This is a genomic window from Streptomyces sp. NBC_01571, from assembly GCF_026339875.1.
GTDB lineage: Bacteria > Actinomycetota > Actinomycetes > Streptomycetales > Streptomycetaceae > Streptomyces.
Map to the genome: position 1 here is coordinate 3,482,577 of NZ_JAPEPZ010000001.1, position 18,283 is coordinate 3,500,859.

An 18,283-nucleotide genomic window follows, 5' to 3' on the forward strand; every position below is an offset into this window, starting at 1 on the left:
CAAATTCGTCGGTCGCGCTTGGCTTGGCGGTGCCGGCGGACTCGCGGATGCAGTTGTCGAAGGCTTGCTGCTCGGCCTTGGCCTGCTCCGCTTCGCGTAGACCCATGTTCTTGCCGCGGGCGATGAGGTGCACGAGGACGCCGAGGAAGGGCAGGACGAGCACGAAGATGGACCACCCTGGGAGTCCGTAGACGGGCAGCTCCGCCGCCATGCCATTCCCTACAGGGGATCGCGCCCCCTCGGCTCGTTCAAGCCGGAGCACATGCGCGACTGGCTCAGCGAACTGGAGCGCGCGGTACCCGCGTCCTCGTACCGCCGCGTCATCTACGCGAGCGTGTCCGCCGTATTCACCGCGGCAGTGGACGACGACCACCTGCACCGGAACCCCTGCAAGGCCAGCACCGTACGTGCTCCGGCGCCCAATCAGCGGCGGGTCACGCCGTGGACAGCGGACCGCACGTTCGCCGTGCGGGCCACCGGACGGACGGCCCACAGACGGCCCAGGGGCAGTGAGGACGGCCGCGGGGCCGGCGGTCGATAGCCGTCGGCCCCGCTTACCGCATCGCGAAAACCGCCGCTGCCCTGCGACTACAGCACCGGCAGGTTCTTCCGCAGCTCGAACGCCGTCACCTCGGAGCGGTACTCCTCCCACTCCGACTTCTTGTTGCGCAGGAAGAAGTCGAAGACGTGTTCGCCGAGGGTCTCGGCGACCAGTTCGCTGCGCTGCATGAGGGTGAGGGCCTCGCCGAGGTTCTGGGGCAGGGGCTCGATGCCCATCGCGCGGCGCTCGGCGTCGGAGAGGGCCCAGACGTCGTCGTCGGCGCCCGGCGGGAGCTCGTAGCCCTCCTCGATGCCCTTGAGGCCGGCGGCGAGCAGCAGGGCGTAGGCCAGGTACGGGTTCGCGCCCGAGTCGATGGAGCGGACCTCCACCCGGGCGGAGCCGGTCTTGCCGGGCTTGTACATCGGGACGCGGACGAGGGCGGAGCGGTTGTTGTGGCCCCAGCAGATGTACGAGGGGGCTTCGCCGCCGGCGCCCGCGGTGCGCTCCGAGCCGCCCCAGATGCGCTTGTAGGAGTTGACCCACTGGTTGGTGACGGCCGAGATCTCCGCGGCGTGCTTGAGCAGGCCCGCGATGAAGGAGCGGCCGACCTTGGAGAGCTGGTACTCCGAGCCGGACTCGTAGAAGGCGTTGCGGTCGCCCTCGAAGAGCGAGAGGTGGGTGTGCATGCCGGAGCCGGGGTGCTCGGAGAAGGGCTTGGGCATGAAGGTCGCCTGCACCCCCTGCTCCAGCGCCACCTGCTTCATGACCAGGCGGAAGGTCATGATGTTGTCCGCCGTGGAGAGGGCGTCGGCGTAGCGGAGGTCGATCTCCTGCTGGCCGGGCGCGCCCTCGTGGTGGGAGAACTCCACCGAGATGCCCATCGACTCCAGCATGGTGATCGCCTGGCGGCGGAAGTCCATGCCGACGTTCTGGGGGGTGTGGTCGAAGTAGCCCGAGTTGTCGGCGGGGGTGGGGCGGGAGCCGTCCAGCGGGCGGTCCTTCAGCAGGAAGAACTCGATCTCCGGGTGGGTGTAGAAGGTGAAGCCCAGGTCGGAGGTCTTCGCGAGGGCGCGTTTGAGGACGTAGCGCGGGTCGGCGAAGGACGGGGAGCCGTCCGGCATCAGGATGTCGCAGAACATGCGCGCCGTGCCGGGGGCCTCCGCGCGCCACGGCAGCACCTGGAACGTCGACGGGTCGGGCTTGGCGATCATGTCGGACTCGTAGACGCGGGCGAAGCCCTCGATCGCCGAGCCGTCGAAGCCGATGCCCTCGTCGAAGGCCTGCTCCAGCTCGGCCGGAGCAACGGCCACCGACTTGAGGAAGCCCAGCACGTCCGTGAACCACAGCCGTACGAACCGGATGTCCCGCTCCTCCAGTGTCCGGAGCACGAACTCCTGCTGCTTGTCCATCTTCCGCTTCCACCCATCCTTGCTGGTCAGGCCGCCTGCTCCCACGCCTCGAAGACGGTCGGGGCACCTGAGCATCCCACCACAACACCATTTCGTGCGCGTTGCCGACCATGATCGGCCCGCCGACCACGGAGTGAACGCCTCGCATACGGAAGGTGTCCCGCTCTGCTGCCCATACTGCCTGCTCACCCGCCTCCTTGTAATGCCCGGCCTCCACACTCCCTCCCCGCGCTCTTTAAGTTGCATCTCAGATGCAACTTTTACTACCGTGCCGTAGGACGAGGGAACCGCAACCGCAACCCTCCGCTTCCGTCGTGGCCTTGAGGAGTTCCGATGCTGTCCGAGCAGTCCACCGTCACCGTGCGCGCCACCCTCCCCGCGGTCCGCGCGGCCATCGGCGAGATCGCCGAGCGCTTCTACGAGGGGCTGTTCGCCGCCCACCCCGAGCTGCTGCGCGACCTCTTCAACCGCGGCAACCAGGCCTCGGGCACCCAGCGCCAGGCGCTGGCGGGATCCATCGCCGCCTTCGCCGGTCACCTCGTCGCGCGGCCGGACGAGCGCCCCGACGTCATGCTGAGCCGCATCGCCCACAAGCACGCCTCACTGGGGATCGCTCCCGAGCAGTACGCGCTCGTGCGCGAACACCTCTTCGCGGCCATCGCCGAGATCCTCGGCGACGCCGTCACCCCCGAGGTCGCGGCCGCCTGGGACGAGGTCTACTGGCTGATGGCGAACGCGCTGACCGCTCTGGAGAAGCGGCTGTACGCCCGGCACGCGGCCGGTTCCTCCGGCTGGCGGACGTGGGAGGTCGTGGGTCGCGACGAGGAGACCGCCGACGTCGCCACCTTCCGGATGCGCCCGGCCGACGGCGGGCCGCTGCCGGACTTCCGGGCGGGCCAGTACGTCTCGGTCCGCGTGACGCTGCCGGACGGCGCCCGCCAGATACGCCAGTACAGCCTCGCCGGCGCCCCTGGCTCACCGGACCGCCGGATCGGCGTCAAACGGGTGCTCGACGCCGGAGGCCCCGACGGCGAGGTCTCGAACCACCTGCACACCCACGTCGGAGCCGGCTCCACCCTGGAGGTCTCCGCCCCGTACGGCGATCTGGTGCTCGACGCCACGGACGCCCCCGTGCTGCTGGCCTCCGCCGGCATCGGCGTCACCCCGATGATCGCCATGCTGGAACAGCTCGCGATCGCCGGACACCGCGCCCCGGTCACGGTCGTGCACGCCGACCGCTCCCCCGCCGACCACGCCCTGCGCGCCGACCACATGGCGTACGCGGAGAAGCTCGCCGACGCGGCGGTGCACTTCTGGTACGAGCGGGGCGCCGAGGAGGCAGGGGCCGGCCACCGCGGCCGCGCGGACCTCTCCTCGGTGCCGGTCGCCCCGGGCACACGGGCGTACCTGTGCGGCCCGCTGCCCTTCATGCGGGCGGTGCGCGCCCAGCTCCTCGGCAAGGGGGTGGCCGCCGCCGACATCCACTACGAGGTGTTCGGGCCCGACCTCTGGCTCGCACAGGACTGACAGGAGCGCGGGGCGGCTCGCCGTCCCGCCGGTCCCGTACCGGAAACACGGAAGGGAACGGAAGGGAACGGAAGGGAACGAAAGAGAACGGAAGGGAAGGCATACGGGACCCTCAGGGCCGGCTGGAGATTCCCAGCAGCAGTGGGCCGGTCGGTGCCGCGACCATGTCCCGCACCGTCAGCGGGTCCAGCGAGGCGAAGAAGGCCTCCTGGGCCCGGCGCAGCGCACCCCGCAGACGGCACGCGGAGTGCAGCGGGCAGGGCGCGGTGCCCTCGCAGTCGACGACGTCACCGTCCCCCTCGAAGGTCCGGACGACGGCGCCGACCGAGGCCGTACGGCCCGCCTCGGTGAGCGTGAGGCCGCCGCCCCGGCCCCGGCGGGCCGCGAGCAGCCCGAGGTGCTGGAGCTCGGCGACGACCTTCGCGGCATGCGTGTAGGGCACGTCCATGTCCGCAGCGACCTCCCGGGTCGTGGGCGTCGAGTCGCCCGCGACGGCGAGCCGCATCAGCACACGCAGGGCCAGGTCGGTGGAGCGGAGCAGCCTCATACCGTCAGCGTAGATAATGCGCATCCTCGGTTCAAATTATCCGCTCGGGGCGTACGGAACCGCCGGCGCCGTTGTCGCGGAGCGCGCACCTTTGGACATTCTGTGCCCTGATCGCCTGCTGGGCACCCTCTCCCCATTACGATCAGCGGACCCGACCGTCCCATCCCCATAAGGACTCGCCATGGGTTCCGCCAAGAACACCACCTCCGCGCAGCGCAAGGCGCGCATAGAAGAGATGCGCAAGGCCGACCGTTCCCGGGAGCGTCGTAACCGGATCCTCACGATCACGGCCAGCACGGTCGTCGTGGTCGGTCTCGTGGTCGGCGGTGTCGTCCTGGTCAGGTCGCAGTCCGACAAGAGCGACACCTCGTCGAGCGACTCCAAGGGCGGTGGCTCCGGGCACTTCGTCGCGGGCAAGGACGGCGTGCGGACGTGGTCGGGGAAGCTGTCCCGCAACCACGTCACCAAGACCGTGAAATACCCGATGGAGCCCCCGGTCGGCGGTGACCACAACCAGGTGTGGATGAACTGCAACGGCGACGTCTACGCCAAGCCGGTCAACAACATGAACGCCGTGCACTCGCTGGAGCACGGCGCGGTGTGGGTGACGTACAACGGCAAGGCCTCGGACGCCGACGTGAAGTCGCTCTCGGAGAAGGTCAAGAAGACCCCGTACACCCTGATGAGCCCCGTCGAGGACCAGAAGGACCCGATCATGCTCAGCGCCTGGGGCAAGCAGCGCACGGTGACCGGTGCGAGCGACCCGGCAGTCAACACGTTCTTCTCCGAGTTCGTGCAGGGCAAGCAGACGCCCGAGCCGGGGGCCGCCTGCACCAACGGCCTGTCGCAGTGAGCCAGATGAGGCAGGCGGGCTGGATCGCGGGCACCACGGCGGCGGTGCTGGTCGCCGCCGGGGCCATCACGTACGCGGTCGCCGAGAGCGACGACCCGGGGACCAGGGCGCCGGCCGCGGACTCCGCGGACGCGGGCTTCGCGCGGGACATGGCGGTCCACCACCAGCAGGCCGTCGAGATGTCGTACCTCGTGCGCGACCGCACGAGCGACGAGGAGGTACGGCGGCTCGCTTACGACATCGCGCAGACGCAGGCCAACCAGCGCGGCATGCTGCTCGGCTGGCTCGACCTGTGGGAGCTGCCGAAGGTGTCCGCGGACCCGCCCATGACCTGGATGGGCATGGGCGACATGGCGTCCGGCAAGGACGGCGCGCTGATGCCGGGCATGGCGACCAACACCGAGCTGAAGAAGCTGAACACGCTGAAGGGCAAGCAGGCCGAGATCCTCTACCTGCAGCTGATGACCGACCACCACAAGGGCGGCATCCACATGGCCGAGGGCTGCGTCCAGAAGTGCACGGTCGGCGTGGAGAAGAAGCTCGCGCAGGGCATGGTCGATGCGCAGCAGTCCGAAATCAAGCTGATGGCCGACCTGTTGAAGGCGCGCGGCGCGAAGGCACGCGACTAGGGCGTGCGCGGTGGCGGGGGAACCCCTTCACACGAAGTCGAGGGATATCCCTATGACCGTGGAAGGGGCCCTCTCCAAACCGCCCCAAACGACCTTCAATCACGTCCACTTGGCATTTCCTTGGCCTTCTCATTCCCCTTGCATGAACGGTTCATCGCCAGAGTGACCCCAGCGTGATCCATTCCGTGTGCCCTCCGTTCGGCGCACGGTCTCGCGCATCACGGACGACCGCACATGCGACGAACCGCATCGCAGGGGGTTTTATGAGATCCAATCGCGCTGCAGTACGCGCCGGAGTGAGCATGGCAGCGACATTGCCGCTGCTCGCCGGCGCGCTGGCGCTCGGCATACCCGCGGCCCACGCCGCGACCGGCCCGAGCCGGCACACCCTCGCGGGCACCAAGCCCGCGTGGGCCACGGCGAAGGCGGACAAGGGGGCAGCGTCCGACAGCTCCCAGGTCTCCGCCCGGGTCTACTTCGCGGGCCGGGACGCCGCCGGCCTTGCCGCGTATGCCAAGGCCGTCGCCGACCCGGCGTCTGCCTCGTACGGGAAGTACCTCTCCGCCGAGCAGACGCAGGCCCGCTTCGGCGCCACCAAGGCACAGGTCGCCGAGGTGACCTCGTGGCTGAAGTCGGCCGGCCTGAAGGTCACCGGCAGCACGCAGCACTACGTCTCCGTCACCGGTGACGTCGCCGCCGCCGAGAAGGCGTTCGGCACCCAGCTGCACAACTACGCCAAGGGCGGGAAGACCTACCGGGCTCCGGCCGGGTCGGCCTCCGTCCCGGCCGCCCTGAACGGCGCCGTCCTGACCGTCACCGGCCTGGACAACGCCCCGCACAAGGCGACGCACAACGACACCCTGCCGCCTCCGGACGCGGTGTTCCGCAACGCCGGGCCGTTCTCCTCGTACTACGGCTCGAACACCGCGAGCACGCTGCCGGACGCGTACGGCAAGAAGATCCCGTACGCGGTGCAGGGATACACCGGCAAGCAGCTGCGCGCCGCCTACGGCGCGGGCAAGCACACCGGCAAGGGTGTCCGCGTCGCCATCACCGACGCGTACGCCTCGCCGACCATCGCGTTCGACGCGGCTTCGTACGCCAAGAAGCACGGCGACGCGAAGTACTCCACCAGTCAGCTGCGTCAGGTGCTGCCCGGCACCTACACGAAGACCGAGGAGTGCGGCGCGGCCGGCTGGTACGGCGAGGAGACCCTCGACGTCGAGGCCGTGCACGCGGTCGCGCCGGGGGCGAACATCACGTACGTGGGTGCCGCCTCCTGCTACGACGACGACCTGCTCGACTCGCTCAGCAAGATCGTCGACGGTCACCTGGCCGACATCGTCTCCAACTCGTGGGGCGACATCGAGGCCAACCAGACCCCGGACCTCGCCGCCGCCTACGACCAGGTCTTCCAGTTCGGCGCGGTCGAGGGCATCGGCTTCTACTTCTCCTCCGGCGACAACGGCGACGAGGTCGCCAACACCGGTACGAAGCAGGTCGACACCCCGGCCAACTCGGCGTGGGTGACGGCGGTCGGCGGTACGTCGCTGGCGGTCGGCAAGGGCGACAAGTACCAGTTCGAGACCGGCTGGGGCACCGAGAAGGCCGCGCTCGCGGCCGACGGCAAGAGCTGGACCGGCTTCCCGGGCGCGTTCACCTCGGGCGCGGGCGGCGGCACCAGCAAGACCGTGGCGCAGCCCTTCTACCAGAAGGGCGTCGTACCGAGCGCGCTCGCGAAGGCCAACGGCACCACGGCCATGCGTACCGTGCCGGACATCGCGGCGATCGCCGACCCCAACACCGGTTTCCGCGTCGGCCAGACGCAGACCTTCCCGGACGGGTCGCAGCAGTACAGCGAGTACCGGATCGGCGGCACCTCGCTCGCCGCGCCGGTGATCGCGGCCGTCCAGGCCCTGGCCCAGGAGGCGCGCGGCGGCAAGGCGATCGGTTTCGCCAACCCGTCGATCTACGCGAAGTACGGCTCCAAGGCGTACCACGACGTGACGGACAACCCCAAGGGTTCCGGACTCGCCGTGGCGCGTGTGGACTTCGCCAACTCGTTCGACGCGTCCGAGGGTCTGCTGATCTCCGTGCGCAGCCTCGGCAAGGACAGCTCGCTGTCGGCGGTGAAGGGCTACGACGACGTGACCGGCGTGGGTTCCCCCGCCTCGGGCTACGTCAGCTCGTTCAGCCGTCACTGACCGGCGTGCACGGTCGATGCGCCCGCCTCTCCAGTGGAGGCGGGCGCATCGTCGCGTCCGGCCCCGCACGGTGCTCTCCGCACCCGGCGTCCGCCGTCGATGGGGCCCGCCACACGCCCCAGGCCCCCATCGCGTCGCTCTGACGATTACACTGGGCGGGTGCCTTCTCTGAACTTCCGGTCGCTCTATCAGCACGGCTTCGCACGCGTCGCCGCCTGCACGGGCCACACCGTCATCGCGGACCCGCCCGCCAACGCCGAGGCGGTCCTGCGCCAGGCGCGCAGGTGCGCCGGGGAGGGTGTCGCCGTCGCCGTCTTCCCGGAGATGGGACTGTGCGGCTACTCGATCGAGGACCTGCTGCTCCAGGACGCGCTGCTCGACCAGGTCGAGGAGGCGCTCCGGACCGTGGTGGCGGGGTCGGCGGAACTCCTGCCGGTCCTGGTCGTGGGCGCCCCGCTGCGCCACCGCAACCGGGTCTACAACTGCGCGGTGATCGTGCACCGCGGCCGGGTCCTCGGTGTCGTACCCAAGTCGTACCCGCCCAACTACCGGGAGTTCTACGAGCGTCGGCAGATCGCCGCGGGCGACGACGAGCGCGGCGGCACGATCCGGGTCGACGGGGAGTCCGTGCCGTTCGGTGTGGACCTGCTGTTCGCCGCGGACGACGTCCCGGGCCTGGTGCTGCACACGGAGATCTGCGAGGACATGTGGGTGCCGGTGCCCCCGAGCGCCGAGGCGGCCCTGGCGGGCGCCACCGTCCTCGCCAACCTCTCCGGCAGTCCGATCACCGTCGGCCGGGCCGAGGACCGCAAGCTGATGTGCCGCTCGGCGTCGTCGCGCTGCATCGCCGCGTACGTCTACGCGGCGGCCGGCCTGGGCGAGTCGACCACCGACCTGTCCTGGGACGGACAGACCATGATCTACGAGAACGGGGCCATGCTGGCCGAGTCCGACCGCTTCCCGCTCGACGACCAGTTCGCCGTGGCGGACGTCGACCTCGACCTGCTGCGGCAGGAGCGGCTGCGGACCGGCAGCTTCGACGACAACCGGCGCACCCACAGCCCCCGCACCGCCGATTTCCGCACGGTGTCGTTCCGGCTCGAGCCGCCGGCCGGCGACCTGGGCCTGCGGCGTCGCGTCGAGCGTTTCCCGTTCGTGCCCGCGGACCCCGACCGGCTGGCCCTGGACTGCTACGAGGCGTACAACATCCAGGTCGCGGGGCTCCAGCAGCGGCTCGCGGCGATCGGTGGCCCGAAGGTCGTCATCGGAGTGTCCGGAGGACTCGACTCCACGCACGCGCTGATCGTCGCGGCCCGCGCGATGGACCGGGCGGGCCGCCCGCGCAGCGACATCCTCGCCTTCACCCTGCCCGGCTTCGCCACCAGCGACCACACCAAGGGCAACGCGCACGAGCTGATGCGCTCCCTCGGCGTCACCGCGGCCGAGCTGGACATCACGCCGACCGCCCGGCTGATGCTGAAGGAGATGGAGCATCCCTTCGCGTCCGGCGAGCCCGTGTACGACGTCACCTTCGAGAACGTGCAGGCCGGACTGCGCACCGACTACCTGTTCCGGCTCGCCAACCAGCGCGGCGGCATCGTGCTCGGGACCGGCGACCTGTCGGAGCTGGCGCTCGGCTGGTCCACGTACGGCGTGGGCGACCAGATGAGTCACTACAACGTCAACTCGGGTGTGCCGAAGACCCTGATCCAGCATCTGATCCGCTGGGTCATCGGAAGCCGTCAGTTCGGCGAGGACACCGACCGGACGCTCGCCGCGATCCTCGACACGGAGATCAGCCCGGAGCTGGTCCCGGGCGAGGAGATGCAGTCGACCGAGTCGAAGATCGGCCCGTACGCGCTGCACGACTTCACGCTCTTCCACGTGCTGCGCTACGGGTTCCGGCCGTCGAAGATCGCCTTCCTCGCCTGGCACGCGTGGCACGACCCGGACGCGGGCGCCTGGCCGCCCGGCTTCCCCGAGGCCGAGCGGGTCGCGTACGACCTGCCGGAGATCCGGCGCTGGCTGGAGGTGTTCTGCCGCCGCTTCTTCGGGTTCGCGCAGTTCAAGCGCTCGGCGATGCCGAACGGGCCGAAGGTCTCGGCGGGCGGTTCGCTCTCGCCGCGCGGCGACTGGCGCGCGCCGTCCGACAGTTCGGCCCGCACCTGGCTGCGTGACCTGGCTCGCTTCGACCCGCCGGAGACGGAGGGCTGACCGTTCAGCGGCGCACGGTCTCCTGCCGGTCGGGGACGTGAGCGGCGACCAGACGGCCGGGGGTGACCGCCTGGGCGGCCCGGTGGCGGCGGTCGACCGTGTACGCCGCCCCGGCGACGGCGAGGCCGAGCACGGCGAGGGCGGCTCCCGCGAGCGCCGGGGAGGTGGCGCCGAAGCCCGCCGCCAGCGCGAGCCCCCCGATCCACGCACCTCCCGCGTTCGCGAGGTTGAACGCGGCCTGGTTCGCGGACGAGGCCAGCGACGGGGCCGCGGAGGCCTTCTCCATGACCATCAACTGGAGCGGCGAGCCGGTGACGAAGGCGGCCGTGCCGAGCAGGGTGACGGCGAGAGCGGCACTCCACTGCGCCCCCATCAGGACGGGGAAGAGCGCCAGCACCGCGACCAGGGACGCGAGACCACCGAAGAGCGTGCCGCGCAAGGAGTGGTCCGCCAGCCGTCCGCCCACCAGGTTGCCCACCGTCGCGCCGACGCCGAACAGCGCGAGCAGCAGCGTGACGGTGGACTCGGCGTACCCGGCGGACTCGGTGAGCATCGGCGTGACGTAGCTGTACGCGGAGAACAGCGCGCCGAAGCCGGCCACCGTCGTCCCCAGCGCCAGCCAGACGGGGAGGGACCGCAGGGCCGCCAGTTCGCCGCGCAGGCCGCCGGTGGCCGCGTGGGTGTGGTCGTGCGGGATGAGCAGCGCCAGCGAGGCGATCGCCGCCAGACCGATCACGCTGACCCCGAGGAAGGTGGCCCGCCAGCCGAAGTGCTGGCCGATGAACGTGGCCACCGGCACCCCGGCGATGTTCGCGACGGTCAGCCCGAGGAACATCAGCGAGACGGAGCGCGCCTTGCGCTCGGGCGCGACGAGGCCGGTGGCGACGACGGCGCCGACGCCGAAGAAGGCGCCGTGCGGCAGACCGCTGAGGAAGCGCGCGGCGAGCAGCCAGTGCTGGTCGGGGGCGAGGGCGGAGAGCGCGTTGCCCGCGACGAAGAGGACCATGAGGCCGATCAGGACCTTGCGGCGGGACATCCGGGCGGTGGCCGCCGCGAGCAGCGGGGCGCCGATCACCACGCCGAGCGCGTACGCCGAGACGAGGTGTCCCGCGGTGGGGATGGATATGTGGAGGTCGTCCGCGACGTCGGGCAGCAGGCCCATCATCACGAACTCGGTGGTGCCGATGCCGAAGGCGCCCACGGCGAGGGCGAGCAGGGCCAGGGGCATGAAGGGGCCTTTCAAAGGAGCGGAGGGGCGGGGCGGAGGGCCTCGCAGGGGCGAGCCGACGGGCCGGCGGGCGGGGAGGACGGGCCGGCCGGGGCCGGGGCCGTTCGGCACGCACGGAGGCGCCCGTGCACACCGGTGTGCACGGGCTCCTTAAGTTCAACTATGGAACAAACTCTCTCAGGCCCAGTATTCCAGCAGGTTAAGAACCGGTTGCCGCGACCTTCACCCGGGCGGCGATCGGAAGATGGTCACTGGTGGTCTCGGGCAGCGTCCAGGAGGTCACCGGCTCGATGCCCTTGACCATGATCTGGTCGATCCGGGCCATCGGGAACGACGCCGGCCAGCTGAACCCGAAGCCGCTGCCCGCCGCGCCCTGCGTGGAACGCATCTGCGAGGTGACGCCGTTCAGCGCGCGGTCGTTCATCGTGCCGTTGAGGTCGCCGAGCAGGACGACCCGCTTCAGCGGCTCGTCGGCGATCGCCTCGCCCAGCGCGTCGGCGCTGCGGTCGCGCTGGCGGGCGGTGAACCCGGCCTCCAGCTTCACCCGTACCGAGGGCAGGTGGGCGACGTACACGGCGACGCCGCCGTCCGGTGTCGCCACCGTCGCCCGCATCGCCCGCGTCCAGCCCAGCTTGATGTCCACGGGCCTGGCCCCGGTCAGCGGGTACTTGCTCCACAGCCCGACGGTGCCCTGCACGGAGTGGTACCTGTACGTGGCGGCCAGCGCCTTCTCGTACGTCGGGACCGCCGTCGCCGTCAGCTCCTCCAGGGCCACCACGTCGGCGCCGGAGGCGGCCACGTCACGTGCGGTGCCGGACGGGTCGGGGTTCTCCGCGTTGACGTTGTGCGTGGCGACGGTGAGGTCGCCGCCGCTGCCGGTCCTGTCGACCAGCAGCCCGCCGAAGAGGTTCAGCCAGACGATCGCGGGGAGCAGCACGGCGATCAGGGCGCTCGCGGACTTCCGTACCAGGGCGAGGACCAGCAGGACCGGGACGAACAGGCCCAGCCACGGCAGGAACGTCTCGGTGAGACTGCCGAGGTTGCCGATCCGGTTCGGGATCTGCGCGTGCAGCAGCATCACCAGCGCGAGGAGCAGCGCGAGCGCGGCGAGGATCAGGCCGCGGCGCCAGATGCCGCGGTCGCCGCGCCATTTGTCCCACAGGCGTCGAAGCCGGGGTCCTCGGCGCTCGGGCCCCGAGCCGCCGCTGCCCGTCTCCGTCATATACGCCTGCGCCATACCGTCGCCTCACAACCTGCCGTGCACACCGTCAGCCCCGCGGTTACGACCCTAGGGGATGATCGGTCTCGTTCCTGCCGTCCCATGACGGCCGTACGGGCACGAGGACGAACAACTCGGGGTCAGGAGTTCCGAATCGGGGGTGGAGCGCGCCCTCTGTGACGAAACGCGCACATTCGGCCCATCGGTCGGCCGGGTGAACGAATGTCGAACCGACGGGCTAACGTCCGGGCGGGCGGAGCCCCGTGAGCACCGTGTCGACGATCTGCTCCGCGAGGTCCTCTGGGAGTTCGGCGTCCGGGCGCATCACGGCACGCACCAGCATGGGTCCGACGAAGAGGTCGTTGATGACCTCTATGTCCACGTCGTCACGGAGTTCACCGTCGCGCTGTCCGCGGCGCAGGACCTCGAAGGTGGTCCGCCGCCGCGGTTCGATGACGGTCGCCTGGTAGGCCGCCCAGATCTTCGGACTGGTCTTTATCTGGGCGTAGACGTTGTGCAGCATCGCCGACGAGCGGCTGGCCAGACCCCGCTGGCGCAGCGGTTCCAGAAGGGCGATCAGATCGTCGCGCATCGAGGTGCCCGGGAGTTCGGCGTCCGGGGGCTCGGTGGCGCGCATGACGTCGACGAAGAGTTCCTCCTTGCCGCTCCAGCGGCGGTAGATGGTCGCCTTGCCGACGCCCGCGGTGCGGGCCAGACGTTCGATGGAGATGTCCGCGAGCGGGACACCGTCCTCCAGGAGCTTCATCGCGCCCTCGATGATGGAGCGTTCCACGGCCTCGCTGCGAGGGCGTCCCCGAGGGGAACCGTCGTGCCTGGCCCGGCTGTCCGCGAGGCTCACGTGTCGCTCCGTTCCTTCGTCCTGCCGTGGTGGTTTCTTCCCGGCGTACGGCGTGTACGGCCTGTGGGGCACCCGGTGCCGATGCGTGGAGGTGCCCCGCCGCGTCCTTCCGTCAGTGCTCCGCGGTCACCAACTCCGTCCGGTCCTCGTCCTGTTGCCGGGTGGGCGGACGGCCCGGCAGGAACAGGGCCACGATGACGGCGCCCACGATCGCGACCCCCGCGCCGCACAGAGCGGTCACGTGCATGGCGTGCAGGAAGGCGGCGTTGGCCGGGGTGACGAGGGCGTCGCCCCGGGGGCCGAGCTTGGCGGCGACACCGAGGGTGGCCTCGATGGACTCGCCCGCGGTGTGACGCAGGCCGGGCGGGAGCAGGGAGAGCTTGTCCTCGATGCCGTTGCGGTAGGCCGAGGAGAGGACCGAACCGAGGACCGCGATGCCCAGGGCGCCGCCGACCTGGCGGAAGACGTTGCTGAGGGCGGAGGCGGAGCCGGCCTTCTCGCGCGGCAGGGCCTGCATTATGACGACACTCGTCGGGGTCATGATGTGGGCCATACCGGTGCCCATCAGGAAGAAGACGACCTCGAGGAGCCAGATCGGGGTGTCCGCCTTCAGCGTCGCGAACGCGCCGAGCATCGCGGCGAGCAGCAGCAGGCCTCCCGTGCAGGTGGCCCGGTTGCCGATGCGGTCGACGACGAGGCGGGCGCGCGGCGCGAAGATGAGCTGGGCGGCGGCGAGCGGCAGCATCAGCACACCGGTCTTCAGCGGTGAGTAGCCGCGCACGCTCTGGGTGTAGAAGACGGAGAAGAAGGTCACGCCCATCAGCGCGAAGAAGACGAGCGCGATGGCGGCGATGGCGGCCGAGAAGACCTTGTTCTTGAAGTACGTGACGTCGATGGAGGGATGGTCGCTGCGCTTCTCGTAGACGACGAAGGCGACGAGGACGGCGACTCCGGCGCCGATGGTGGCGAGGACCGTCGCGTCGGTGAAGGAAGCCAGCTGGCCGCCCTTGATGATGCCGTAGACGAGCAGTACGAGCCCGATGACGGACAGGACGACACCGACGAGGTCGACGCGGCCGGGGTTCGGGTCGCGGGAGTCGGGGACCAGCCAGAACATCAGGCCGAGCGCGAGGACCACGATCGGCACGTTGATCAGGAAGACCGAGCCCCACCAGAAGTGGGCGAGCAGCACACCGCCGGTGATGGGGCCGATGGCGATGGCGAGGCCGACGCCGCCGGCCCAGATGCCGATGGCCTTGGGCTGCTCCTCGCGCTCGAAGACGTTCATGAGGACGGCGAGGGTGGCGGGCATCACGAAGGCGGCGCCGAAGCCCATGACGGCGCGGAAGACGATGAGCTGGACGGGCGAGCCCGACTCCGCCGCCAGTGCCGAGCCCACTCCGAAGACGGCCAGACCGGCGAGCAGGACCTTCTTGCGGCCGAGCCGGTCGCCGAGGAGGCCCGCGGTGAAGAGCAGCCCGGCGAAGACGAGCGTGTAGGCGTTGATGGCCCACTCCAGCTCGCTCTGCGTGGCGCCGAGTCCGGTGGGTGCCGGGGTGGAGATCGTCTTGATCGCGACGTTGAGGATCGAGTTGTCCAGAACCACGATCAACAGGCTGAGCATGAGCACGCCGAGAATGGCCCAGCGGCGCCGATGCACCGCTTCGGACACACGCCGTTCGGCGGGGGCAGCGGGAGTTGTCATGGGCGGGAGCGTAACGAGATTCGATACGGAACCGTCTCGTATCGAAAATCCTTTACGGAGACCTTACGAAGCGGCGGGGACCAACCGGACAGACGGGTCGAACGGGCCCGTCCGACGGGTGAAGCGGCGGGCGGACGGATGGCCGGCGGACGGTCGGCGGGGCGCACGGCGCGAGCCGAACCCGGAGAGCCGAACCCCCCGGAACCGGCCCCGAACCGCCTGGAGCCGGCCCCTGAGCGCCGGGCCGCGGGGGACGAATCCGCGGAAAGACGGATCCCGGGGGCGGAGGATGAGACGCGTGTCGCTCGACCCGGTCTGGCCCCCGGTGGCACGAGGTGCCACCATGGAGGGGATCCGGGGACGCCGTCAGGGCGCCTCGAGATGACTGAAGGAGCCGTTGCGATGACGCAGCTCTCTACTGCCCCGAAGCAGCCCGTGGACGGTGCGCGGGCCACCACCGACAGCGGCAAGGCGCTGTACGGAGGCAAGAGCACCCGCCGCATCACGGTCCGCGACATCACCGCGGCCAAGGAGCGCGGCGAGAAGTGGCCCATGCTCACCGCCTACGACGCGATGACCGCGTCCGTCTTCGACGAGGCCGGCATCCCGGTGATGCTCGTCGGCGACTCGGCCGGCAACTGCCACCTCGGGTACGAGACGACCGTGCCCGTCACCCTCGACGAGATGACGATGCTGTCCGCCGCGGTCGTCCGCGGCACCAGCCGCGCCCTGATCGTCGGCGACCTGCCCTTCGGCTCGTACCAGGAGGGTCCGGTGCAGGCCCTGCGCTCCGCCACCCGGCTGGTCAAGGAGGCCGGGGTCGGCGCGGTGAAGCTGGAGGGCGGCGAGCGCTCGCACCGCCAGATCGAACTGCTCGTGGAGTCCGGCATCCCCGTCATGGCGCACATCGGCCTGACCCCGCAGTCCGTGAACTCCATGGGCTACCGCGTCCAGGGCCGTGGCGAGGAAGCCGCCCAGCAGCTGCTGCGCGACGCCAAGGCGGTCCAGGACGCGGGCGCGTTCGCCGTCGTACTGGAGCTGGTCCCGGCGGAGCTCGCCGCCGAGGTGACCCGCACCCTGCACATCCCGACCGTCGGCATCGGCGCGGGCCCGGAGACCGACGCGCAGGTCCTGGTGTGGACCGACATGCTCGGCCTCACCGGTGGCAAGGTGCCGAAGTTCGTGAAGCAGTACGCCGATCTGCGCGCGGTCATGGGCAACGCGGCCCGCGCGTTCGCCGACGACGTCGTCGGCGGAACGTTCCCCCTCGAGGAGCACTCCGTCCACTAGCGCCACCAGGCCCCAACCGAGCCATTGCGGCACGAAGACAGCCCGCCGAACTTCCCCCGTCGGCGGGCTGTCGCCGTTCCCGGACGGCGGGGTGCGTACCCCTGTCGGCGGCCTGTCGGCGGCCTGTCGGTGACCGCGGAGCGCTGTAGGCACCCTGTAGGCGGTTTGTCGGTGGGCACTGACATCTTGTGGCCATGACGCGAATCGACAAGAACCCCGGCAGCGGCGCCCGCAGCGCCGTCACCGTGCGGGGACTGGTCAAGCACTACGGCGAGACCAAGGCACTGGACGGCGTGGACCTGGACGTCCACGAAGGCACCGTCCTCGGCGTGCTCGGTCCCAACGGCGCCGGCAAGACCACCCTCGTCCGCATCCTGTCCACCCTGGTCACCCCCGACGCCGGCCTGGCGACGGTGGCCGGCTACGACGTGCTCACCCAGCCCCGCCAGCTGCGCCGGGTGATAGGCCTCACCGGCCAGTACGCCTCGGTCGACGAGAAGCTCCCCGGCTGGGAGAACCTGTACATGATCGGGCGGCTGCTCGACCTGCCCCGCAAGGAGGCCCGCCGGCGCGCCGACGAGCTCCTGGAGCGCTTCTCCCTCACCGACGCCGCCAAGCGCCCCACCTCGACGTACTCCGGCGGTATGCGCCGCCGTCTCGACCTGGCCGCATCCATGATCGGCAACCCGTCCGTCCTCTATCTGGACGAGCCGACCACCGGGCTGGACCCGCGCACCCGCAACGAGGTGTGGAAGGAGGTCAAGCGGATGGTGGCGGACGGCGCGACCGTGCTGCTCACCACCCAGTACATGGAGGAGGCCGAACAGCTGGCCTCCGAGCTGACGGTCATCGACCGCGGCAAGGTCATCGCGAACGGCCGCATCGACGACCTCAAGGCACGGGTGGGCGGCCGTACGCTGCGCATCCGCCCGCTGGACCCGCTGGAGCTGCGTCCGCTGGCCGCCCTCTTCGACGAGCTGGGCCTCACCGGTCTCGCGGCCACGGCCGTGGACATCGAGACCGGCACCGTGGTGGTGCCGATCCTCAGCGACGAACAGCTCACCGCCGTGGTCGGCGCGGTCAGCGCGCGCGGCATCACGATCGCCTCCATCTCCACCGAACTGCCCAGTCTGGACGAGGTGTTCCTGTCCCTCACCGGCCACAAGGCCAGTGCCCCGCAGGACCCGTCCCCCGCCCGCGCCTACGAGGAGGTCTCCGCATGAGCACCGCCGTCGCCGATGCCCCCCTCGCCGCCCAGGGCGACCCGCGTATCTCACCCCGCGCGCACGCGCGCCACATCGGCGCCCTCGTCCGCCGCAACCTGCTGTGGATCCGTCAGGACCCGGAGTCGATGTTCGACGCCGTCCTGATGCCGATCGTCTTCACCCTGCTGTTCGTGTACGTCTTCGGCGGTTCCATCGGGCAGTCGCTCGGCGGCGGGCAGGACCGGTACGTGCAGTACGTGGTGCCCGGTCTGATGGCGATGACGGCCATGAACATCGCGACGGCCGTCGGCACCGGCTTCAACCAGGACTTCCAGACCGGTGTGATGGACCGCTTCCGCACCCTGCCGATCGGCCAGGGCTCGGTGCTCTTCGCCAAGATCGTGGTGGAGCTCATGCGGATGCTCGTCGCCACGACGATCCTCATGATCGTCGGCGTGCTGGTCGGCTTCGACATCACGAACTGGCCGGGCCTGTTCGCCTCCGTGGGCCTCGCCGTCCTCTTCGGCTCGGCCCTGATGTGGATCTTCCTGGTCCTCGGTGTGACGATGAAGAACGCGCAGTCCGTGCAGGCGATGGGCTTCCTCGTCCTGATGCCCCTGCAGTTCGGTTCGTCGATCTTCTCGCCGCCCCGGACCATGCCGGGCTGGCTGCGCGCCTTCACCGACTACAACCCGCTGTCCACGCTCGCGGACACCACGCGCGGCCTCATGGTGGGCGGCCCGGTCGCGCACAGCCTGTGGGTGACCCTCGCCTGGACTGCGGGACTCACCGTGGTCATGGCGCCGATCGCGATCCACAAGTTCCGTACCAAGAGCTGACGTCCGCCCGGGTC

15 protein-coding genes are annotated in these 18,283 nt (G+C 70.4%); 9 read left to right on the forward strand and 6 right to left on the reverse strand.

Translation table 11 applies throughout. The annotated features are described in order from the left end of the window. The first annotated feature begins 262 nt into the window (after positions 1–262). A complete protein-coding gene (locus OHB41_RS15675; RefSeq protein ID WP_266698775.1) occupies positions 263–541 on the forward strand; it encodes a hypothetical protein in 279 nt (92 codons plus the stop codon). A gap of 47 nt (positions 542–588) precedes the next feature. On the opposite strand, the gene glnA2 is transcribed toward OHB41_RS15675, so the two are convergent. Beyond that, positions 589–1,950 (reverse strand): gamma-glutamylpolyamine synthetase GlnA2, encoded by a 1,362-nt coding sequence (gene glnA2 / locus OHB41_RS15680; protein ID WP_054230834.1) that lies wholly within the window; start codon positions 1,948–1,950, stop codon positions 589–591. A gap of 333 nt (positions 1,951–2,283) precedes the next feature. Between glnA2 and OHB41_RS15685 the strand changes: the two genes are divergently transcribed. Further along, positions 2,284–3,477: a globin domain-containing protein gene (locus tag OHB41_RS15685; RefSeq protein WP_266698776.1), complete on the forward strand. Its 1,194-nt coding sequence runs from the start codon at positions 2,284–2,286 to the stop codon at positions 3,475–3,477. 112 nt (positions 3,478–3,589) lie between these two features. Here OHB41_RS15685 and OHB41_RS15690 read toward each other — a convergent pair whose 3' ends face one another. Continuing rightward, positions 3,590–4,024: an RrF2 family transcriptional regulator gene (locus OHB41_RS15690; protein WP_266698777.1), complete on the reverse strand. Its 435-nt coding sequence runs from the start codon at positions 4,022–4,024 to the stop codon at positions 3,590–3,592. A gap of 181 nt (positions 4,025–4,205) precedes the next feature. Here OHB41_RS15690 and OHB41_RS15695 point away from each other — a divergent pair, with 181 nt between their 5' ends. The 4 genes from OHB41_RS15695 (at position 4,206) to OHB41_RS15710 (ending at position 9,924) form a co-directional block, all read left to right on the forward strand. After that, positions 4,206–4,877, forward strand: coding sequence for a thioredoxin-like domain-containing protein (locus OHB41_RS15695; protein ID WP_266698779.1), 672 nt, complete (start codon positions 4,206–4,208; stop codon positions 4,875–4,877). A gap of 5 nt (positions 4,878–4,882) precedes the next feature. Continuing rightward, positions 4,883–5,506 carry a DUF305 domain-containing protein gene (locus tag OHB41_RS15700; RefSeq protein ID WP_266705886.1) on the forward strand — a complete coding sequence of 208 codons (624 nt, stop codon included), beginning with the start codon at positions 4,883–4,885 and terminating at the stop codon, positions 5,504–5,506. A gap of 263 nt (positions 5,507–5,769) precedes the next feature. Then, positions 5,770–7,710 (forward strand): S53 family peptidase, encoded by a 1,941-nt coding sequence (locus tag OHB41_RS15705; RefSeq protein ID WP_266698780.1) that lies wholly within the window; start codon positions 5,770–5,772, stop codon positions 7,708–7,710. A gap of 168 nt (positions 7,711–7,878) precedes the next feature. Next, positions 7,879–9,924, forward strand: coding sequence for an NAD(+) synthase (locus OHB41_RS15710; protein ID WP_451289683.1), 2,046 nt, complete (start codon positions 7,879–7,881; stop codon positions 9,922–9,924). A gap of 4 nt (positions 9,925–9,928) precedes the next feature. On the opposite strand, the gene OHB41_RS15715 is transcribed toward OHB41_RS15710, so the two are convergent. The 4 genes from OHB41_RS15715 to OHB41_RS15730 form a co-directional block, all read right to left on the reverse strand. Next, positions 9,929–11,152: an MFS transporter gene (locus OHB41_RS15715; protein ID WP_266698783.1), complete on the reverse strand. Its 1,224-nt coding sequence runs from the start codon at positions 11,150–11,152 to the stop codon at positions 9,929–9,931. Positions 11,153–11,351: 199 nt separating this feature from the next. Beyond that, complete coding sequence (locus tag OHB41_RS15720) at positions 11,352–12,389, reverse strand: endonuclease/exonuclease/phosphatase family protein (RefSeq protein WP_266698784.1); 1,038 nt, start codon at positions 12,387–12,389, stop codon at positions 11,352–11,354. Between the two features lie 220 nt (positions 12,390–12,609). Continuing rightward, positions 12,610–13,230 carry a TetR/AcrR family transcriptional regulator gene (locus tag OHB41_RS15725; RefSeq protein ID WP_266698785.1) on the reverse strand — a complete coding sequence of 207 codons (621 nt, stop codon included), beginning with the start codon at positions 13,228–13,230 and terminating at the stop codon, positions 12,610–12,612. Positions 13,231–13,342: 112 nt separating this feature from the next. After that, positions 13,343–14,935, reverse strand: a complete 1,593-nt coding sequence (locus OHB41_RS15730; protein WP_266698787.1) for an MFS transporter — start codon at positions 14,933–14,935, stop codon at positions 13,343–13,345. A 402-nt stretch (positions 14,936–15,337) separates the two neighbouring features. On the opposite strand from OHB41_RS15730, the gene panB reads away from it, so the two are divergent. The 3 genes from panB to OHB41_RS15745 all read left to right on the forward strand — a co-directional run bounded on the left by panB (position 15,338) and on the right by OHB41_RS15745 (position 18,269). Then, positions 15,338–16,225 carry a 3-methyl-2-oxobutanoate hydroxymethyltransferase gene (panB, locus tag OHB41_RS15735; RefSeq protein WP_266698788.1) on the forward strand — a complete coding sequence of 296 codons (888 nt, stop codon included), beginning with the start codon at positions 15,338–15,340 and terminating at the stop codon, positions 16,223–16,225. A 194-nt stretch (positions 16,226–16,419) separates the two neighbouring features. Beyond that, a complete protein-coding gene (locus tag OHB41_RS15740; protein WP_266698790.1) occupies positions 16,420–17,448 on the forward strand; it encodes an efflux ABC transporter ATPase subunit, DrrA-related in 1,029 nt (342 codons plus the stop codon). Then, complete coding sequence (locus OHB41_RS15745) at positions 17,445–18,269, forward strand: ABC transporter permease (protein WP_266698791.1); 825 nt, start codon at positions 17,445–17,447, stop codon at positions 18,267–18,269. The genes OHB41_RS15740 and OHB41_RS15745 overlap by 4 nt, the downstream gene beginning before the upstream one ends. Positions 18,270–18,283: the final 14 nt, after the last annotated feature.

What these genes read in the sequence shown, in the direction of transcription:
- glnA2 (WP_054230834.1), bottom strand. Translation starts at nt 1,950, where the DNA reads ATGGACAAGCAGCAGGAGTTCGTGCTCCGGACACTGGAGGAGCGGGAC.
- OHB41_RS15690 (WP_266698777.1), bottom strand. Translation starts at nt 4,024, where the DNA reads ATGAGGCTGCTCCGCTCCACCGACCTGGCCCTGCGTGTGCTGATGCGG.
- OHB41_RS15695 (WP_266698779.1), top strand. Translation starts at nt 4,206, where the DNA reads ATGGGTTCCGCCAAGAACACCACCTCCGCGCAGCGCAAGGCGCGCATA.
- OHB41_RS15720 (WP_266698784.1), bottom strand. Translation starts at nt 12,389, where the DNA reads ATGGCGCAGGCGTATATGACGGAGACGGGCAGCGGCGGCTCGGGGCCC.
- OHB41_RS15675 (WP_266698775.1), top strand. Translation starts at nt 263, where the DNA reads ATGCGCGACTGGCTCAGCGAACTGGAGCGCGCGGTACCCGCGTCCTCG.
- OHB41_RS15740 (WP_266698790.1), top strand. Translation starts at nt 16,420, where the DNA reads ATGACGCGAATCGACAAGAACCCCGGCAGCGGCGCCCGCAGCGCCGTC.
- OHB41_RS15700 (WP_266705886.1), top strand. Translation starts at nt 4,883, where the DNA reads ATGAGGCAGGCGGGCTGGATCGCGGGCACCACGGCGGCGGTGCTGGTC.
- panB (WP_266698788.1), top strand. Translation starts at nt 15,338, where the DNA reads ATGACGCAGCTCTCTACTGCCCCGAAGCAGCCCGTGGACGGTGCGCGG.
- OHB41_RS15705 (WP_266698780.1), top strand. Translation starts at nt 5,770, where the DNA reads ATGAGATCCAATCGCGCTGCAGTACGCGCCGGAGTGAGCATGGCAGCG.
- OHB41_RS15685 (WP_266698776.1), top strand. Translation starts at nt 2,284, where the DNA reads ATGCTGTCCGAGCAGTCCACCGTCACCGTGCGCGCCACCCTCCCCGCG.
- OHB41_RS15745 (WP_266698791.1), top strand. Translation starts at nt 17,445, where the DNA reads ATGAGCACCGCCGTCGCCGATGCCCCCCTCGCCGCCCAGGGCGACCCG.
- OHB41_RS15730 (WP_266698787.1), bottom strand. Translation starts at nt 14,935, where the DNA reads ATGACAACTCCCGCTGCCCCCGCCGAACGGCGTGTGTCCGAAGCGGTG.
- OHB41_RS15715 (WP_266698783.1), bottom strand. Translation starts at nt 11,152, where the DNA reads ATGCCCCTGGCCCTGCTCGCCCTCGCCGTGGGCGCCTTCGGCATCGGC.